This is a genomic window from Streptomyces aureoversilis, from assembly GCF_042657885.1.
Lineage (GTDB): Bacteria > Actinomycetota > Actinomycetes > Streptomycetales > Streptomycetaceae > Streptomyces > Streptomyces aureoversilis.
In genome coordinates, this window is the sequence record NZ_JBHSKJ010000007.1 from 58,553 (window position 1) to 74,651 (window position 16,099).

The following is a 16,099-nucleotide window of genomic DNA, read 5'->3' on the forward strand; positions in this document are numbered from 1 at the left end:
AGGCGCATGCGCGGGAGGGGCGCGCGGGGAGGGGCCGCGGGGAGGGACGTGCCCTCAGCAGCCCGTGAGGTTGCCCTCCAGGTGCGACAGGAGCCGGGTCAGCTCCTTGCGGTCGTCCTCGGGGAGTCCGGCGAGGGTGCGTTCCTCCAGCTCCCGCCACACCTGCTCCACCTCCTTGCGCAAGGCCTCGCCCGCGGCCGTGGTCTCCACCAGGACGGCGCGGCGGTCGCCGGGGCAGGGGTTCCGGGTGACCAGGCCGGCCTGCTCCAGCCGCTGGACCATGCGGGTCACGGTCGAGGGGTCGAGCCCCATCAGCTTGATCAGCTCGGCCTGGCGCTGCGGGCCGGCCTCCCACAGCCGCATCATCAGCAGCTCCTGCCCGGCGTAGAGCCCGAGCTTGCGCAGCAGATTGCCGGCGGTGATGCGGTGGGCCCGGGCGACGCGGGCGATGGCGTGGCTGACCTGGCCACCGCCCTCGGAACACGGCGGGAGGCCGGCGGCTGGGTCGGGACAGATCGGCGGGGTGGGGCCGGGCATGTGCGGGCCTCCTTCGGTGGGGGCGGGGCTGAGGGCGGCGGGTCCGCGGGGCGGCGGTCCGGTGGTCTGGCGGTCCGGTGGTCTTCGTGTCTGAAGGGGCGGTGGGAGATCCTCTCACCTCCATTATGTTGGCCGGCCAAGTAATGCGCTACAGTGACGCCCGAGCCCAAAGCTTGGCCGACCAATAATGGTCGGCCAAGCATCTACAACCTGCCGTTGATCCATCGAGGGGACAGCCATGACCACCGCTTTCGACCCGATCGACCTCGCCGGCCTCCGCCTCGCCAACCGCATAGCGATGGCGCCGATGACCCGCAGCCGCGCCGGTCAGGGCGGCACGGCCACCGATCTGACCGCCGAGTACTACGCGCAGCGCGCCTCCGCCGGCCTGATCATCACGGAGGGCGTCCAGCCCTCCGTCGTCGGCCAGGGCTACCCCTGGACCCCCGGACTGCACAGCGCCGAGCAGGTCGCCGCCTGGCGCAAGGTCACCGATGCCGTGCACGCCGAGGGCGGCCGGATCTTCGCGCAGCTCATGCACACCGGCCGCATCGGGCACCCGGTGCTGCTGCCCGGGGGCCTGACGCCGGTGGGCCCCTCCGCGGTCGCCGCCCAGGGCAGCACCTTCACCCCCGAGGGCATGAAGGACTTCGTCACGCCCCGCGAGCTGACCGGCGAGGAGGTCCGCGCCACCATCGCCGACTACGCCACCGCCGCGCGCAACGCGATCGAGGCCGGCTTCGACGGCGTGGAGCTGCACGGCGCCAACGGCTACCTGATCCACCAGTTCCTCGCGCCCGGCTCCAACCGGCGCACCGACGAGTGGGGCGGCGGCGTGGAGAACCGCATCCGCTTCGCCGTCGAGACCGTCAAGGCCGTCGTCGCCGAGATCGGGGCCGCCAGGACCGCCCTGCGGATCTCCCCCGCGAACCCGCTGCACTCGATCGAGGAGCCCGACGCCGCGGCCACCTACACCGCGCTCGTCGACGCCCTCGAACCGCTGGGCCTGGCCTACCTGCACATCATGGAGGGCCTCGACATCCGCGAGCTCACCCTGGAGCTGCGCAAGCGGTTCTCCGGGGTCCTGGTCCTCAACGCCTTCACCGACGGCCCGACCGGGCCGGACGCCCTCTCGCTCGTCGAGGACGGCACCGCCGACATCATCAGCTACGGGCAGCTGTTCATCTCCAACCCCGACCTGCCCGCCCGCCTCGAGGCCGGCGGCCCGTTCAACGCCGCGGACCGCGCGACGTTCTACGGCGGCGAGGGCGCCAAGGGCTACACCGACTACCCGGCGCTGAACGGCTGAGCCGGAGCGAGGGACACGACCAAGCGGGCGGCCGAAGTGGCCGCCCGCTCTCGTATGCCCGGTCCCGCTGCCGCAGCTGCCGCTAGCGGGCCGTCTGCTCGTGCACGTACTCCACGAGCCGCGTCAGCGCTTCCGGGTCGGTGTTCGGCAGGACGCCGTGGCCCAGGTTGAAGACGTGGCCCTCCAGGCCGGACGCCGCGTCCAGGACCTCACGGGCCTTCAGCTCCACCGCCTCGTGACCGGCGAAGAGGACGGCCGGGTCGAGGTTGCCCTGCAGGGCCTTGCCGGGGCCGATGCGGCGGGCGGCCTCGTCCATCGGGACGCGCCAGTCGACGCCGACGACGTCCGCGCCGGCCTCGCCCATGAGGCCGAGGAGCTCGCCGGTGCCCACGCCGAAGTGGATGCGGGGCACGCCGTGGTGGGCGACCGCGTCGAAGACCTTGGCCGAGGCCGGCATGACGTACTTGCGGTACTCGGCCGGGGCGAGGGCGCCGGCCCAGGAGTCGAAGAGCTGGACGGCGGAGGCGCCGGCCGCGATCTGGACGTCGAGGAAGGCGGACGTGATGCCGGCGAGGCGGTCGACGAGGTCGGCCCACAGCTCCGGGTCGCCGTACATCATGGCCTTGGTGTTCTCGTACGTCCGCGACGGGCCGCCCTCGATGAGGTAGCTCGCGAGCGTGAACGGCGCACCGGCGAAGCCGATGAGCGGGGTCGTGCCGAGCTCGGCCGTCAGCATGCGCACGGCCTCGGTGACGTAGGAGACGTCGGAGGCGTCCAGCGGGCGGAGCCGGTCCAGGTCGGCGCGCGTGCGGACCGGCTCGGCGACGACCGGGCCCACGCCCGGCTTGATGTCGAGGTCGATGCCGACGGCCTTCAGCGGCACCACGATGTCGCTGAAGAAGATCGCGGCGTCCACGTTGTGCCGGCGCACGGGCTGCAGGGTGATCTCGGTGACCAGCTCGGGCCGCATGCAGGACTCCAGCATCGGGATGCCCTCGCGCACCTTGCGGTACTCCGGCAGGGACCGCCCGGCCTGCCGCATGAACCACACCGGCGTGTGCGGCACCGGCTCGCGCCGGCACGCCCGCAGGAACGCCGAGTCGTACGCCGCCGTGCGGCCGGTCTGCTGCTGGCCGGCGGGCTGGCCGGCATCCCTGCGCTCACTCATGCCCCAAATCTTCGCACGGGCCGAACGAGTGACCCGCCCATGTGGGTGTCCCTACCCGGAACCGCGCTCCCTTCCGCCTAGTCTTCCGGGCATGGCTGCGGCGCAGGGACACCTCTCGGACGGTCCGGACGACGCGGATGGGGAGGACTCCCCGTCCGTCTTCCGGCAAGCGGTCGCCGGGCTGCAAGGGGTGCGCCTGCGGCCGGAGATCGAACTCGACGCGACCCCGCCGCCCCAGCGGCTCGCCCCCTACTCGTACGCGCTGGAGGCCGCGGTCGTCGTCGACGACCAGGAACTGGCCGACGGGCGGCTGATCCTGCTCCACGACCCGGCCGGCCACGAGGCCTGGGGCGGCACCTTCCGGCTGGTGACCCTCGTCCACGCGGACCTGGAGCCGGAGATGGCGGCCGACCCGCTGCTGCCCGAGGTGTGCTGGTCCTGGCTGACCGGCGCCCTGGAGGCGCGCCGCGTGCCCTACGAGGCGCCGAGCGGGACGGTGACGCGTGCGGGGTCGCACTACTTCGGCGGCCTGCGGGAGCGCGAGCCGTCGACGCGCATCGAGATCCGGGCCTCGTGGTCGCCCGTGCCCCCCGCGGGGAAGCCCGTACGGGCGGTCCGCGGCGGCAGCGCGGGCGCGACCGCGGACGGGGACGCGGCCGAGGGCGCCGCCGGAGTCCCGGACACGGCGGCCCACCTGGCCGCGTGGTGCGACCTCCTGTGCCAGATCGCGGGCCTCCCACCGGGCGGCGGCACGGACGCCGGGGTAGTAACCCTCCCCCAGCGAAGAGACCCGCAAAGCCGCTGACGGCGGCGGTACGGGCCCAGCTGCGCCCGGCACCGCCGGACACCGCCGCTGTGGCTGAGCGCCGCGGCGGCGGTCTTGAAGGGGCAGCCCCCTTCACCGCTACTGACCGGGCCGGTCAAGGATGCCCCGCATCCTTGAACCCGCCACGACGGCGACCAGCCACGACGGCGAAGACCGGCGGTGCCGTACGAGCCCAGGCGGGCCCGGCACCGCCGGACAGGACCGCTGTGATTGCTCGCCGCGGCGGCGGATGTGAAGGGCCGGGCCCTTCACCGCCGGCGACGGCGCGGCGGGATCGAAGGGCCGGCCTCTGCACCGGCCCGCCGCGTTCGCGGGGACGACGGGCGAACCCCGTCGTCCCCGAGCCCCCAGCCGCGGAACGGTCACCCGGATGCCGTACCCGTGATCGGTTTCTGCCGGTCACGGGCAATGTTTCGATCGGTAATTTGATCGGTTGTTGATCGATCGCATCCGAATTGCCCGAATTGTTACTCATCAATTCGTGATCATTCCCTAAAGCCGGAACGCTTCGGTGCCGAAGAGGCTTGTGACCCTTCCCATACGGATCGCCCCGGCTTACCCCGAATAGCCGGCACCCGTCCCCCCGCCACTCCCCCCTGGAGGCTTGGTGTCCGTTCTCCTCGAGCAACCTGCGAGCCTCGCCTACCGCCCCAATAAACCGACGGCCATGGTCGTCGTCGCCGACCCCCGCGTCCGCTCCACCGTCACCCGGCACCTGTGGGCGCTGGGGGTGCGAGATGTGATCGAGGCGTCGTCCATCGCGGAGGCCCGCCCCCGCGTCGGCAACCCGCGCGACATCTGCGTGGCCGACGTCCACCTCCCCGACGGCTCCGGACTCACCCTCCTGTCCGAGACCCGTGCCGCGGGCTGGCCCAACGGTCTGGCCCTGTCCGCCGCCGACGACATCGGCGCCGTGCGCAACGCCCTCGCGGGCGGCGTCAAGGGCTACGTCGTCACCGGCACCCGCACCAACCTCGGCGTCCCGGGCCGCCCCGGCGCCGCCCCCATCGGTTCCGCGGCCGCTGCCCGGCTGCACCGCCGCCCGCCCGGCGCCCCCGGCCACCCCGGCGGCTACCGCGAGCTCTCCGGCCGCGAGGTCGAGGTGCTGCGGCTGGTCGCGGAGGGCCAGTCCAACAAGGCCATCGGCGTCTCCATGGGGCTGTCCGCACTCACCGTGAAGAGCCACCTCGCCCGTATCGCCCGCAAGCTCGGCACCGGGGACCGGGCCGGCATGGTCGCCGTGGCGCTGCGCACCGGCATCATCCACTGACTCCACTGGATCCACCGGATCCACCGACACAAAGATCCACCACGGCTCCCCCGAAGCCGGAGGATCACCCGGACGGCACCCCCGCGGGCAGCCACGGGCGCACGCCCGTACACACGCCCGTACACACCCCCTCCCACCCGCCGGACCCACACGCCGCGCCCGTCGACGGGACGTTCCGTCGACGGGCGCTTGCCATACACAGATACCCTTGACCGGTGACCGACGCCCAAGAAACCGCAGCAGACACACCACTGCGAACCACCGGGGGCGCTCCCCCGGACGACGTCGTTTCGGCGCCGATCCCCCTACTGGAGCCACGCGAGGGCATCCCGCCGGTCGTCGCTGACAACGATGCCCTGGAGCGGGTCGTCGCCGCGTTCGCCGCCGGCACCGGCCCCGTCGCCGTCGACGCCGAGCGCGCCTCCGGATACCGCTACGGCCAGCGCGCCTACCTCGTCCAGCTGCGCCGTGAAGGCGCCGGGAGCGCGCTCATCGACCCGGTCGGCTGCCCCGACCTGTCCGCGCTCGGCGACGCCATCGCCGACGCCGAGTGGGTGCTGCACGCAGCCACCCAGGACCTGCCGTGCCTGCGCGAGATAGGGATGACGCCGACGCGGCTGTTCGACACCGAGCTGGCCGGACGGCTCGCCGGGTTCGCACGGGTGGGTCTCGGAGCCATGGTGGAGAACGTCCTGGGGTACGCCCTGGAGAAGGGGCACTCCGCCGTCGACTGGTCGACCCGCCCCCTGCCCGACCCCTGGCTGCGCTACGCCGCCCTCGACGTGGAGCTCCTCGTCGACCTGCGCGACGCGCTGGAGGAGGAGCTGGACCGCCAGGGCAAGCTGGAGTGGGCCCGGCAGGAGTTCGACGCCATCGCCTCCGCCCCGCCCGCCCCGCCGCGCAAGGACCCCTGGCGCCGCACGTCCGGGATGCACAAGGTGCGCAGGCGCCGCCAGATGGCGGTGGTGCGCGAGCTGTGGACCGCCCGTGACCACGTGGCGCAGCGGCGCGACGTCTCCCCCGGCAAGGTGCTGGGCGACGCCGCGATCGTCGAGGCCGCGCTCAACATGCCGCCGAACGCCCACGCCCTGGCGGCGCTGCCCGGCTACGGGCACCGCATGAGCCGCAAGCAGCTGGAGCAGTGGCAGGCGGCGATCGACCGCGCCCGCGCGATCCCGGACGCCGAACTGCCGCAGCCCGGCCAGCCGCTGACCGGCCCTCCGCCGCCGCGCGCCTGGGCGGACAAGGACCCGGAGGCCGCGGCCCGGCTCACCGCGGCCCGCACGGCCGTCTCCGAGCTCGCCGAGCGCCTCACCATGCCGCAGGAGAACCTGATCACTCCGGACACGGTGCGGAGGCTGTGCTGGGAGCCGCCCGCGCATCCCACGCCGGAGGCGGTGGCGGAGATCCTCTCCGCGCACGGGGCGCGCCCGTGGCAGGTGGAACAGGTGACCCCGGCCCTGGTGAAGGCCCTCACGGAGGCCGTGGCCTGAACGGAATGCCCGCGATGAGGCGGTTCGGCACCGCCGGGCACCTCGCGGTGGGCTGAGCCCCGTTGCGGCGGGGAGAAGGCCCCGGTCCCACCCCTTTCACCGTTTCCTGGGGGCAGGCCCCCAGCCCCCAAGGGGGCCGGGCACAGCCCCGGGAAACGGGAGGGGGCGGGACCGGGGCCTCTCCCTTGCGCCGCAGCCGCCTCCGTGCCGCCACACACGGAATGTGACCTTCGCCGCTCCCGCCGAGGGGTCTGTGCAGCTTGGTTACCCGCAAGTAGCATGACCGGTGTCAGCCCGCACCGCGGCGGAGCCGTCCCGGCATGCCCGCGCGCAGCGATCCCGCACAGGAGGAGAGCCAAGTGCCTCGTACCGCTAGGGACGTCGTTTTCGTCGACGGCGTCCGCACCCCGTTCGGCAAGGCGGGCCCGAAGGGCATCTACCACGAGACCCGCGCCGACGACCTCGTCATCAAGTGCATCCGTGAGCTGCTGCGCCGGAACCCGAACCTGGACCCCGCCAAGATCGACGAGGTCGCCATCGCCGCGACCACGCAGATCGGCGACCAGGGCCTGACCCTGGGCCGTACGGCCGGCATGCTCGCGGGCCTGCCCCAGACCGTGCCCGGCATGTCCATCGACCGCATGTGCGCCGGCGCCATGACCGCCGTGACGACCGTCGCCGGCGGCGTCGCCTTCGGTGCCTACGACATCGCCCTCGCGGGCGGCGTCGAGCACATGGGCCGCCACCCCATGGGCGAGGGCGTCGACCCCAACCCGCGCTTCCTCTCCGAGAAGCTCGTCGACGAGTCCGCCCTCGTCATGGGCATGACCGCGGAGAACCTGCACGACCGCTACCCGCAGCTGACCAAGGAGCGCGCGGACGCCTACGCCGTCCGCAGCCAGGAGAAGGCCGCCAAGGCCTACGCCGACGGCAAGATCCAGGCCGACCTGGTGCCGATCTCCGTGCGCCGCACCACCCCCGAGGGCGGGGAGCTGGGCTGGGGCCTGGTCACGGCCGACGAGCCGATGCGCCCGGGCACCACCATGGAGGGCCTGGCGGGCCTCAAGACGCCGTTCCGCCCGCACGGCCGGGTCACCCCGGGCAACGCCTCGGGCCTCAACGACGGCGCCACCGCCTCGCTGATCGCCTCCGAGGACGTCGCGCGCGAGCTGGGCCTGCCGGTCCGGATGCGCCTCGTCTCGTACGCCTTCGTAGGCGTCGAGCCCGAGGTCATGGGCTACGGCCCGATCCCGGCCACCGAGAAGGCCCTCGCCAAGGCGGGCCTGACCATCGACGACATCGGCCTGTTCGAGCTGAACGAGGCCTACGCCGTGCAGGTGCTCGCGCTCCTGGACCACTACGGCATCGCGGACGACGACCCGCGCGTCAACCAGTACGGCGGCGCCATCGCCTTCGGCCACCCGCTGGCCTCGTCCGGCGTGCGCCTGATGACCCAGCTGGCCCGCCAGTTCGAGGAGCAGCCGCACGTCCGCTACGGCCTCACCTCGATGTGTGTCGGCCTCGGCATGGGCGGCACGGTCATCTGGGAGAACCCGCACTTCGACGGAGGCAACAAGTGAGCACCACCGCTGAACTTCTCAAGGGCGCGGCGGAGCTGTTCCCCGACGAGGTCGTGACCCAGGCGCACGTCCGCCACTTCGACCTTCCCTTCGGCGCCGGGCGCTTCGCGCTCATCACGCTGGACAACGGCCTGGACCACACCAAGCCGACCACCTTCGGCCCGCAGTCGCTCGCGAACCTCAACGCCGCGATCGACCAGGTCGAGAAGGAGGCCGCCGAGGGCGCGATCACCGGCGTCGGCCTCACCGGCAAGCCGTTCATCTTCGCCGTCGGCGCCGACCTCAAGGGCGTCGAGCTCCTCAAGCGCCACGAGGACGCGCTCGCCATCGGCAAGGGCGGCCACGACGTCTTCAAGCGCCTGTCGTCCCTCGCCGTGCCGACCTTCGCGTACTACAACGGCGCGGCCATGGGCGGCGGCGTCGAGGCCGGTCTGCACTGCACCTACCGCACCGTCTCGAAGGCCATCCCGGCCTTCTCCCTCCCCGAGGTCTTCCTCGGCCTGGTCCCCGGCTGGGGCGGCTGCACCCTGCTGCCGAACCTCATCGGCGCCGACCGCGCGGTCTCGGTCATCATCGAGAACTCGCTCAACCAGAACCGCCAGCTCAAGGGCAAGCAGGTCTTCGAGCTCGGCATCGCCGACGCCCTCTTCGAGGGCGCCGACTTCCTGGAGCAGTCCCTCGTGTGGACGGCCTCCGTCCTCAAGGGCGACGTCCAGGTCGACCGCGCCGAGATCGACCGCGGCGAGGCCTGGGACCAGGCCGTCGAGCGCGGCCGCTTCATCGCCGACTCCAAGGTGCACGGCGCCGCCCCGGCCGCCTACCGCGCCCTGGACATCATCTCCGCGGCGAAGAACGGCGACCTGCGCCAGGGCTTCGACGCCGAGGACCAGGCCCTCGCGGACCTGATCATGGGCGAGGAGCTGCGCAGCGGCATCTACTCCTTCAACCTGGTGCAGAAGCGCGCCAAGCGCCCGGCCGGTGCCCCCGACCGCTCGCTGGCCCGCCCCGTCACCAAGGTGGGCGTCGTCGGCGCCGGCCTGATGGCCTCCCAGCTCGCGCTCCTCTTCGCGCGCCGCCTGGAGGTCCAGGTCGTCCTCACCGACATCGACCAGGAGCGCATCGACAAGGGCGTCGGCTACGTCCACGGCGAGATCGACAAGCTCCTCGCCAAGGGCCGCATCGGCAACGACAAGGCCAACCGCCTCAAGGCCGCCGTCACCGGCTCCCTCGACAAGGCCGCCGGCTTCGGCGACGCGGACTTCGTCATCGAGGCCGTCTTCGAGGAGATGGGCGTCAAGCAGCAGGTGTTCGCCGAGGTCGAGGCGGTCGTGCCCGCGCACACCATCCTCGCCACGAACACCTCCTCGCTGTCCGTCACCGAGATGGCGTCGAAGCTCAAGCACCCCGAGCGGGTCGTCGGCTTCCACTTCTTCAACCCGGTCGCCATCCTCCCGCTGCTGGAGATCGTCCGCGGCGAGAAGACGGACGACGCCTCCCTGGCCACGGCCTTCGCCGTCGCCAAGAAGCTCAAGAAGAGCGCGGTCCTGGTGAAGGACGCCCCGGCGTTCGTCGTCAACCGCATCCTCACCCGCTTCATGGGCGAGATCCAGAACGTCATCGACGAGGGCACGCCGGTCGCGGTGGCGGAGAAGGCCGTCGAGCCGCTCGGCCTGCCGATGTCCCCGCTGGTGCTCCTGGAGCTCGTCGGCCCCGCGATCGGCCTCCACGTCTCCGAGACGCTGGCCGGCGCGTTCCCCGACCGCTTCAAGGTCTCCCCGAACCTCGCCGCCGTGGTGAAGGCCGGCAAGCGCGGCTTCTACGTCTACGACTCCGGCAAGCCGGAGCTGGACCCCGAGGTCGCAGCCCTTCTGGTGCAGGGCGACTCCGTCCTGACCGAGGAGCAGGTCCGGGCCCGCGTCCTGGAGGCCGTGGCCCAGGAGATCGGCCTCATGCTGGACGAGGGCGTCGTCGCCGAGGCGCAGGACATCGACCTGTGCCTGATCACCGGCGCCGGCTGGCCCTTCCACCTGGGCGGCATCACGCCGTACCTGGACCGGTCCGGCATCTCCGAGAAGGCGAACGGCAAGCGGTTCCTGCCGGTGGGTGTGGCTTCCGTTCCCGCGTAGCGGGACGTAAGTAGGCCTGAGGGCCGTACGGGGTTTCCCCGTACGGCCCTCGTTTGCGTTGCGTCAGACGGCGCTGACAAAGGCGGCCCAGGCCGCTGGGGAAAAGGTGAGGACGGGGCCGTCCGGGGTTTTGCTGTCGCGGATGGGGATGATGCCCGGAGGTCCGGACCTTGCCCATTCCAGGCAGTTGTCACCGCCGTCACCGCTATAGCTGGATTTGGCCCACGCTGTGGGGGCCCATTCCAGACAGTTGCCTGCTCCGCTGCCGCTGTAGCTGGACTTGATCCATTCCGCGGCGGATATGTCAGGGTTGGTGCTCATCGGGTAAAGCCTCCATGACGGACCGTACGAATGCCGACGAGTCTGCCGGCGACAAAGCGCAGGATCTGAGGAGATCGTAGGCACGCTGACGCTTGGCGACCCTGTCGCTATCCTCCATCAGCGTCCCGCTGTCGCTGCCCTCCTCCCAGGCCACTTGAGTGCCGTCGGCGAGGGTGAACAACGCCAGCGATCCACCCATCAGTGCATGTCCTCCGTGGGAGAACGGCAGAACCTGCATCACGCTCGTGGGGCTCTGATTCAGATCGATCAGCCGGGCCAACTGCGGTCGCATGACAGCGGGCCCGCCGAATCCACGGCAGAGAACCGCCTCGTCGACGATCACGGAGAAGTCCGGCGGATCGTCGGTCTGGAACAGCGTCTGCCGACTCGACCGCGCCACCACCAAGTCCTCGATCTCAGCTTCTGTCGCCCTCGGGTTGTGCGTCCGGAACAGGACGCGGGAGTACTCCTCCGTTTGCGCGAGGCCCGGCATCAGCTGACCCGTGTACTCAGCGATGACGCGCGCCTTCGCCTCGATCTCCATCCGCCTCCGGAACTGGTCCGGGTGGATTTCCCTCCGTGCCACCTGGTACAGCTCGGCGAAAATGCCGTCCGTGTCGAACGCGGCGTCCAGCAACGGCGGAAGTTCCGGCGGCGGCATGGACTCCGCCGTCTCCACCCGCGCCAAGTGGCTCTTGCTGAAGTTCACGATCTCGGCGAGCCGCTCCAGGCTCATGCTGCCGCGGTACGCGCGCATCTTCGCGCCGAACAGGTGCCGGGCGGACCGGTCCGGCGTCAGTGGACGTGGTCGTGCGGGCATGCACCTACCTCCCATCTCCCCTGCGTGCGCCGGGGACATCAAGTCCTGGTGGTCGAGGCCTCTGCCCGGCAACCCTAGTTACCTGAAGGTGAGTTGCCCGCCGGCAACGAGCAAGACACAACGGAGGCCGGACATGATGAACGCGCGTGCGAATGCCCACCCGCACGAAGAAGAGGGCAGCCGCACGGACACCTCGTGCCTGACGTGCGCGGTCCTCATCATGAGGCGTGCCGTCGCCCTCCGGCAGGGGCCCGCCGCGGTCGAGGAGGTCGAGAGGCGGCGCAGGGAGCATCTCCAGCAGGGGTGCAAGCAGTAGGCATTGGCCCACGATCTGCGCGGGGAAGTGGACCTGCCGGTCGGTCCACCTCCCCTCGTAGGCTCATGGTCATGACACACAAAGTGGACTTCTACTTCGACCCCATCTGCCCGTTCGCCTGGATCACCTCCCGCTGGATCCTGGAGGTGGAGCGCCACCGCGACCTCGATCTGCGGTTCCGCGTCATGAGCCTGTCCGTGCTCAACGAGGGCCGCGCCGACCTGCCGGAGCGCTACCGCAGACTGCTCGACGTGGGCTGGGGCCCGGTGCGGGTGTGCACCGCCGCGGCGCAGGAGCACGGGGAGGGGGTGCTGCGCGACCTGTACACGGCTCTCGGCACGCGGATTCACAACAGCGGCGGCGAGCCGTCCGACGACCTGATCAGGAAGGCGCTGGCCGACGCCGGACTCCCGGAGTCACTCGCGGACGCGGCCCGCACGGCGGAGTACGACGAGGCGCTGCGTGCGAGCCACCACGAGGGCATGGACCCGGTCGGCGAGGACGTCGGCACGCCCACGATGCACATCGACGGGGTCGCCTTCTTCGGGCCCGTCCTGACCGCGATCCCGCGGGGCGAGGAAGCCGCCCGGATCTTCGACGGTGTGCGGCTGCTGGCCGGTTACCCGAACTTCTTCGAGCTCAAGCGCACCCGTACGGGCGGCCTGGACTTCAGCTGAAGGGAAGGACGGGGCAACCGCTTTGCATGTCATGCGCATGCCCAGCTAGCGTGGTGATCATCTCGGTGCGCCCGTCCGGGCACCGGGGAACGTCATCGACCACGACGGGGAACGACGCATGAACATGAGGAAGTTGGCCGCCACGGCCATCACCGCCGCCACCCTGGCCGGGGCCACCGCCCTGACCGGCGGCGTCGCCACGGCCGACGCACGGGCCGCCGCCGCCTCGTCCTGCAGCTACGGCACGCTCACGGCAGTGGAGAGCGTGAAGATCCGTACGACGACCAAGCTGAACGCCACCGCCGTCGGCCTGCTCCCCAAGGGCAGGTCGGGCCGCGGCTGCGACTCCACCGGCACCGGCCAGAGCGGCCAGTCCTACAACCTCTGCGGGAAGAAGGACAACAGCTGGGTGCTCCTGAGCTACGCGGGGCACGAGGGCTGGGTCCCCACCGCGTGCATCAAGCAGTGGCGCTGACGACCGGCAGCCTCCGGCTGACGGTTTGACACCCGGTGCGCTGCGAGCGGGACTTCCGCTCGCAGCGCACCGCTGCGTTTACGGCACCGCCGCATTCACGGCCCGCCGCATTTCACGGCACCGGCGCCGGAGCCGCCCGGCGCTCATCCTCTTCGGCCGCCCCCGCGAGGCGCTGCTGGAGCCGCAGGTGGCGGAACTCGTAGTGGGCGCCCGACTGGCGCAGCACCCCGCGCCGGTGGGCCTCTTCGAGGAAGGTCATGAGCCGCCAGGGCGCACGGCCGGTGACGGCCAGCCAGATCCGGGCCGTACCGAGGCGGCCCCAGGCGCTCAGCGCGAGCGCGGACGTGCCGAGGGGCACCCACAGTTCGGTGTGCATGGTGCCCAGCGCGCCGCCGCTGCCGACCACCGGGATGAGCGCCAGGCAGACCCCGCCCGCGAGCACGGCGGCGATGGCGCTGCGCGCCGCGGTGGCGGCGCGGTCGGTGCGCAGGGTGCTCTGCGGGCCTGCGGCCCGGAGGATGTCGGAAGGGGTGCTCAGGGCGCGGTAGACGCCCGAGGCGCAGCCTCCGATGGCACCGATCAGGACGCCGAACTCGGCGAGCGGGACCACGACGTCACCGATGACGGCCGGCGTGCTGCGGTACGCGAGCCACAGCTGTACGGGGCGCGGCAGTTCGGACACCACGTTCCAGGCGTCGGCAGGGGGGTGGCCCGCGGTGATGAGCACCGGCCCGTCGCGCTCCATGCGGATGCGGACCGGCTGGTGGAATGCCTCGGGCGTGCGCCCGTTGTAGGCGATGCCGGATTGGCTCGGTACGGCGAGCGGCTTGGTGTGCGCGCCGCGGGGCAGCAGCTCGCCCGCGTACGGCTTCGAGGAGTCGACGGTGCGGACGCCGTCGGGTGACACCCGGGCGCGCCAGCCGTCGGTCGGCCCGGCGTCCGCGAGTGAGGGAGCCGATCGGATCTCGTACGCCGCGAACGCGCCCACGATGCCTCCGACGACCGCGCAAGCGGACACGCCGATGAGCGAGCAGACGACGAATCCGCGCAGGAGGCCGCTTCCGAAGCCGCGGAGGACGGCGACGGGGCCCGTGAACGGTGTTGCGGCCCGTTCCCCGTGACGCTGTCCGGGCAGGCACAGGAGCAGGCCCGCCACAAAGCAGATCGGGGCCGGTACGACGAGCCGGAGGGCCAGGAGGACCGGTCCGGCGGCGGCGAGGCCGATCGCCAGCGCGCGGACGGCCCCGAGGCCGCTCGCGCTGCCGGCCCACGGCAGGCCCAGCGGCGGCGGGCGCCGGGGCAGCCCGGCGACGGCGAAGAGCATCGACAGGATCAGCCCGAAGGCGCACCCGTTGAAGAACCAGATGGGCCGGGGCGTGATCGCGTCCCCCAGCCGCAGGCCGAAGAGCGGCGGCGCCAGGTGGCCGGCCACCGCGGCGAGGGGCGCGGCGACGGCGGTCAGCGTCACCGCCATGCGGGCCAGCCGGCGCGGCCCTTGCGGGGTGCCCGCCGTGGCGGGCAGCAGGCAGGCGAACCCGCAGCACAGGCCCAGGAGGATGCCCGTCAGGTGGAGGACCATCGACAACGGGCTGTCCCAGTTGCCGACGACTCCCCGTCCGTACCAGGCCAGCGGCACCAGCAGCGAGGCCGTCGCGAGGAGGGCCAGCAGGGCGGGGCCGATCAGGCGCAGCGCCCTCGGCATCGCGTCCGGCAGCTCCCACCACGCGAGCCGCCACGTGCCGCGCCGCCGGTCGTGGCCGTCGAGGTCGCGGGCGAGGCGGCGGAGCCAGCGGTGGGCCGCGCCGGGCCGCCAGGTGCTTCCGGGCGCGTCGCCGAAGGCCGCCGGGACGAAGGCGTCCAGCAGGTGTTCCTCGATGCTCTCCGCCGTGGGGAAGCGCGCCGCGTCCAGGAGTTCGGCCGGGTCGCGGGAGGTGTCCCCGTAGACGGTGCGGGCCAGGGCCACCATCAGCGGCGTGCCCAGCACCTCGGCCAGCGGCCCCGGGGGCGCCGGCCGCAGCACCGGCGTCCACGAGGTCGAGCCCCGGCCGTCCGGGCGCGCCGTGCGTTCCAGGTAGGTGCGTGCCGTGCCGAAGTCGAGCCGTCGCAGCTCGACGACTTCCGCGGCGGTCAGGACGTCGCCGGCCCGCACGGCGCGGGTCCAGGCGGTGGTGCGGCAGGTGAGCAGGACGGGCAGCCGTTCGTCCAGGTCCGCGTTGAGCCGCCGCATCGCCTGGCCGTGCGCGGGCGCGGGAAGCTCGTCGAAGCCGTCGAGGACGGCCAGGACGAGTCCGGCGTCCAGCAGTTCCCCGGCCAGGGTGCCGTCGCCGGACGGGGCGGCCAGCGTCCGGTACTCCGCCGCCAGCCGCTCGGCCAGCCACGCGCGCAGGGTGAGGGCCCGCGGATTCCACCCGGCCAGCGGGAAGAGGACGGGCACCGGGCCGCCCGGCTGCCGGGCGGCGAGCATCCCGAGGACGAACTGCACTGCGAGGATGCTCTTCCCCGCCCCCGGGCCGCCCAGGACCACCATCCGGCGCGACCGCACCGCGGCGAACGCCTCGACGACGCGGCCGAGCCGCTGGTCGCCGTCGCGCGGCGGGGGCAGCGGGCCGGGGTGGATGTTGCCCTGGTGGTCGGCGAGCGGCGGGCCGACGCGGGACCAGCGGACGCTCAGCGGTTCCGGGTCCTGGAGCCGGCGCAGCTGCGCCTCCGCCGCCCACTGGCTGCGCACCGCTTCGGCGAGGGCGTCGGCCGCGCGCCGCCGGCGGTCGGCCGGGTCCGGCGGGTCGCCGTCGCCGAGGCCGCTCAGGAGGTCGGCGACGAAGGCGCACGCCGAGACCACGGCCGAGACGACGGAGATCCACGTCGCGGTCCCGGGGCTCTCGACGTCGCCCCGCCACAGCACGACGGCCAGCGTGACCAGGGCCGTGCAGGCCAGCCCCAGCCCGATGCGCCGTTGCACGCGCGTCCGGCGCAGCGCCGACCCCGGCCCCAGCCCCATAAGGCTCCCACCCTCGCATCCGGTTCCCTCCCGCCCCGGGTGGGCGGCACCGACGGCCCGGATCGGCCGCCGGCCGGCACGGGAATCAGGTAACCCTTCCCCTCGGCGGCCGGGGCGGAAAACAGGGGAAGGCCACCCGGCAGAGCGACCGCGGGGCCGCCCGGCGGAGCGGATCGCGGGGGC

Annotated in this window: 14 protein-coding genes; 9 read left to right on the forward strand and 5 right to left on the reverse strand. The window is 72.6% G+C overall.

What is annotated here, in order from left to right; genetic code table 11:
- Window positions 1–54 precede the first annotated feature (54 nt).
- A complete protein-coding gene (locus ACFPP6_RS14125; protein WP_382041178.1) occupies window positions 55–537 on the reverse strand; it encodes a MarR family winged helix-turn-helix transcriptional regulator in 483 nt (160 codons plus the stop codon).
- Between the two features lie 238 nt (window positions 538–775).
- On the opposite strand from ACFPP6_RS14125, the gene ACFPP6_RS14130 reads away from it, so the two are divergent.
- Complete coding sequence (locus tag ACFPP6_RS14130) at window positions 776–1,846, forward strand: alkene reductase (protein ID WP_382041181.1); 1,071 nt, start codon at window positions 776–778, stop codon at window positions 1,844–1,846.
- 82 nt (window positions 1,847–1,928) lie between these two features.
- Here the strand turns inward: ACFPP6_RS14130 and hemE are convergent, their stop codons facing one another.
- On the reverse strand, window positions 1,929–3,014 hold the full coding sequence (gene hemE, locus ACFPP6_RS14135) for a uroporphyrinogen decarboxylase (protein WP_382041184.1): 1,086 nt from the start codon (window positions 3,012–3,014) through the stop codon (window positions 1,929–1,931).
- Between the two features lie 91 nt (window positions 3,015–3,105).
- Here hemE and ACFPP6_RS14140 point away from each other — a divergent pair, with 91 nt between their 5' ends.
- From ACFPP6_RS14140 to ACFPP6_RS14160, 5 genes are all read left to right on the forward strand, one after another.
- Window positions 3,106–3,819, forward strand: a complete 714-nt coding sequence (locus tag ACFPP6_RS14140) for a DUF3000 domain-containing protein (RefSeq protein WP_382041187.1) — start codon at window positions 3,106–3,108, stop codon at window positions 3,817–3,819.
- A 628-nt stretch (window positions 3,820–4,447) separates the two neighbouring features.
- On the forward strand, window positions 4,448–5,110 hold the full coding sequence (locus ACFPP6_RS14145; RefSeq protein WP_030369345.1) for a response regulator transcription factor: 663 nt from the start codon (window positions 4,448–4,450) through the stop codon (window positions 5,108–5,110).
- Window positions 5,111–5,325: 215 nt separating this feature from the next.
- Window positions 5,326–6,603 carry an HRDC domain-containing protein gene (locus ACFPP6_RS14150; protein ID WP_382041190.1) on the forward strand — a complete coding sequence of 426 codons (1,278 nt, stop codon included), beginning with the start codon at window positions 5,326–5,328 and terminating at the stop codon, window positions 6,601–6,603.
- Window positions 6,604–6,962: 359 nt separating this feature from the next.
- Complete coding sequence (locus ACFPP6_RS14155) at window positions 6,963–8,183, forward strand: thiolase family protein (protein WP_382041193.1); 1,221 nt, start codon at window positions 6,963–6,965, stop codon at window positions 8,181–8,183.
- Window positions 8,180–10,309, forward strand: coding sequence for a 3-hydroxyacyl-CoA dehydrogenase NAD-binding domain-containing protein (locus ACFPP6_RS14160; protein ID WP_382041194.1), 2,130 nt, complete (start codon window positions 8,180–8,182; stop codon window positions 10,307–10,309). Before ACFPP6_RS14155 ends, ACFPP6_RS14160 begins: the two co-directional genes overlap by 4 nt.
- 63 nt (window positions 10,310–10,372) lie before the next feature.
- Here ACFPP6_RS14160 and ACFPP6_RS14165 read toward each other — a convergent pair whose 3' ends face one another.
- Window positions 10,373–10,630 (reverse strand): DUF397 domain-containing protein, encoded by a 258-nt coding sequence (locus tag ACFPP6_RS14165; RefSeq protein ID WP_382041197.1) that lies wholly within the window; start codon window positions 10,628–10,630, stop codon window positions 10,373–10,375.
- Window positions 10,614–11,450 carry a DUF5753 domain-containing protein gene (locus ACFPP6_RS14170; protein ID WP_382041200.1) on the reverse strand — a complete coding sequence of 279 codons (837 nt, stop codon included), beginning with the start codon at window positions 11,448–11,450 and terminating at the stop codon, window positions 10,614–10,616. The genes ACFPP6_RS14165 and ACFPP6_RS14170 overlap by 17 nt, the downstream gene beginning before the upstream one ends.
- A gap of 133 nt (window positions 11,451–11,583) precedes the next feature.
- Between ACFPP6_RS14170 and ACFPP6_RS14175 the strand changes: the two genes are divergently transcribed.
- The 3 genes from ACFPP6_RS14175 (at window position 11,584) to ACFPP6_RS14185 (ending at window position 12,918) form a co-directional block, all read left to right on the forward strand.
- On the forward strand, window positions 11,584–11,766 hold the full coding sequence (locus ACFPP6_RS14175; protein WP_058042325.1) for a hypothetical protein: 183 nt from the start codon (window positions 11,584–11,586) through the stop codon (window positions 11,764–11,766).
- A 71-nt stretch (window positions 11,767–11,837) separates the two neighbouring features.
- On the forward strand, window positions 11,838–12,443 hold the full coding sequence (locus ACFPP6_RS14180) for a mycothiol-dependent nitroreductase Rv2466c family protein (RefSeq protein WP_382041203.1): 606 nt from the start codon (window positions 11,838–11,840) through the stop codon (window positions 12,441–12,443).
- A gap of 118 nt (window positions 12,444–12,561) precedes the next feature.
- Entirely contained in the window at window positions 12,562–12,918 is a 357-nt protein-coding gene (locus ACFPP6_RS14185; protein WP_382041205.1) for a hypothetical protein, read from the forward strand.
- 112 nt (window positions 12,919–13,030) lie between these two features.
- Here ACFPP6_RS14185 and ACFPP6_RS14190 read toward each other — a convergent pair whose 3' ends face one another.
- Entirely contained in the window at window positions 13,031–15,916 is a 2,886-nt protein-coding gene (locus ACFPP6_RS14190; protein WP_382041208.1) for an NACHT domain-containing protein, read from the reverse strand.
- Window positions 15,917–16,099: the final 183 nt, after the last annotated feature.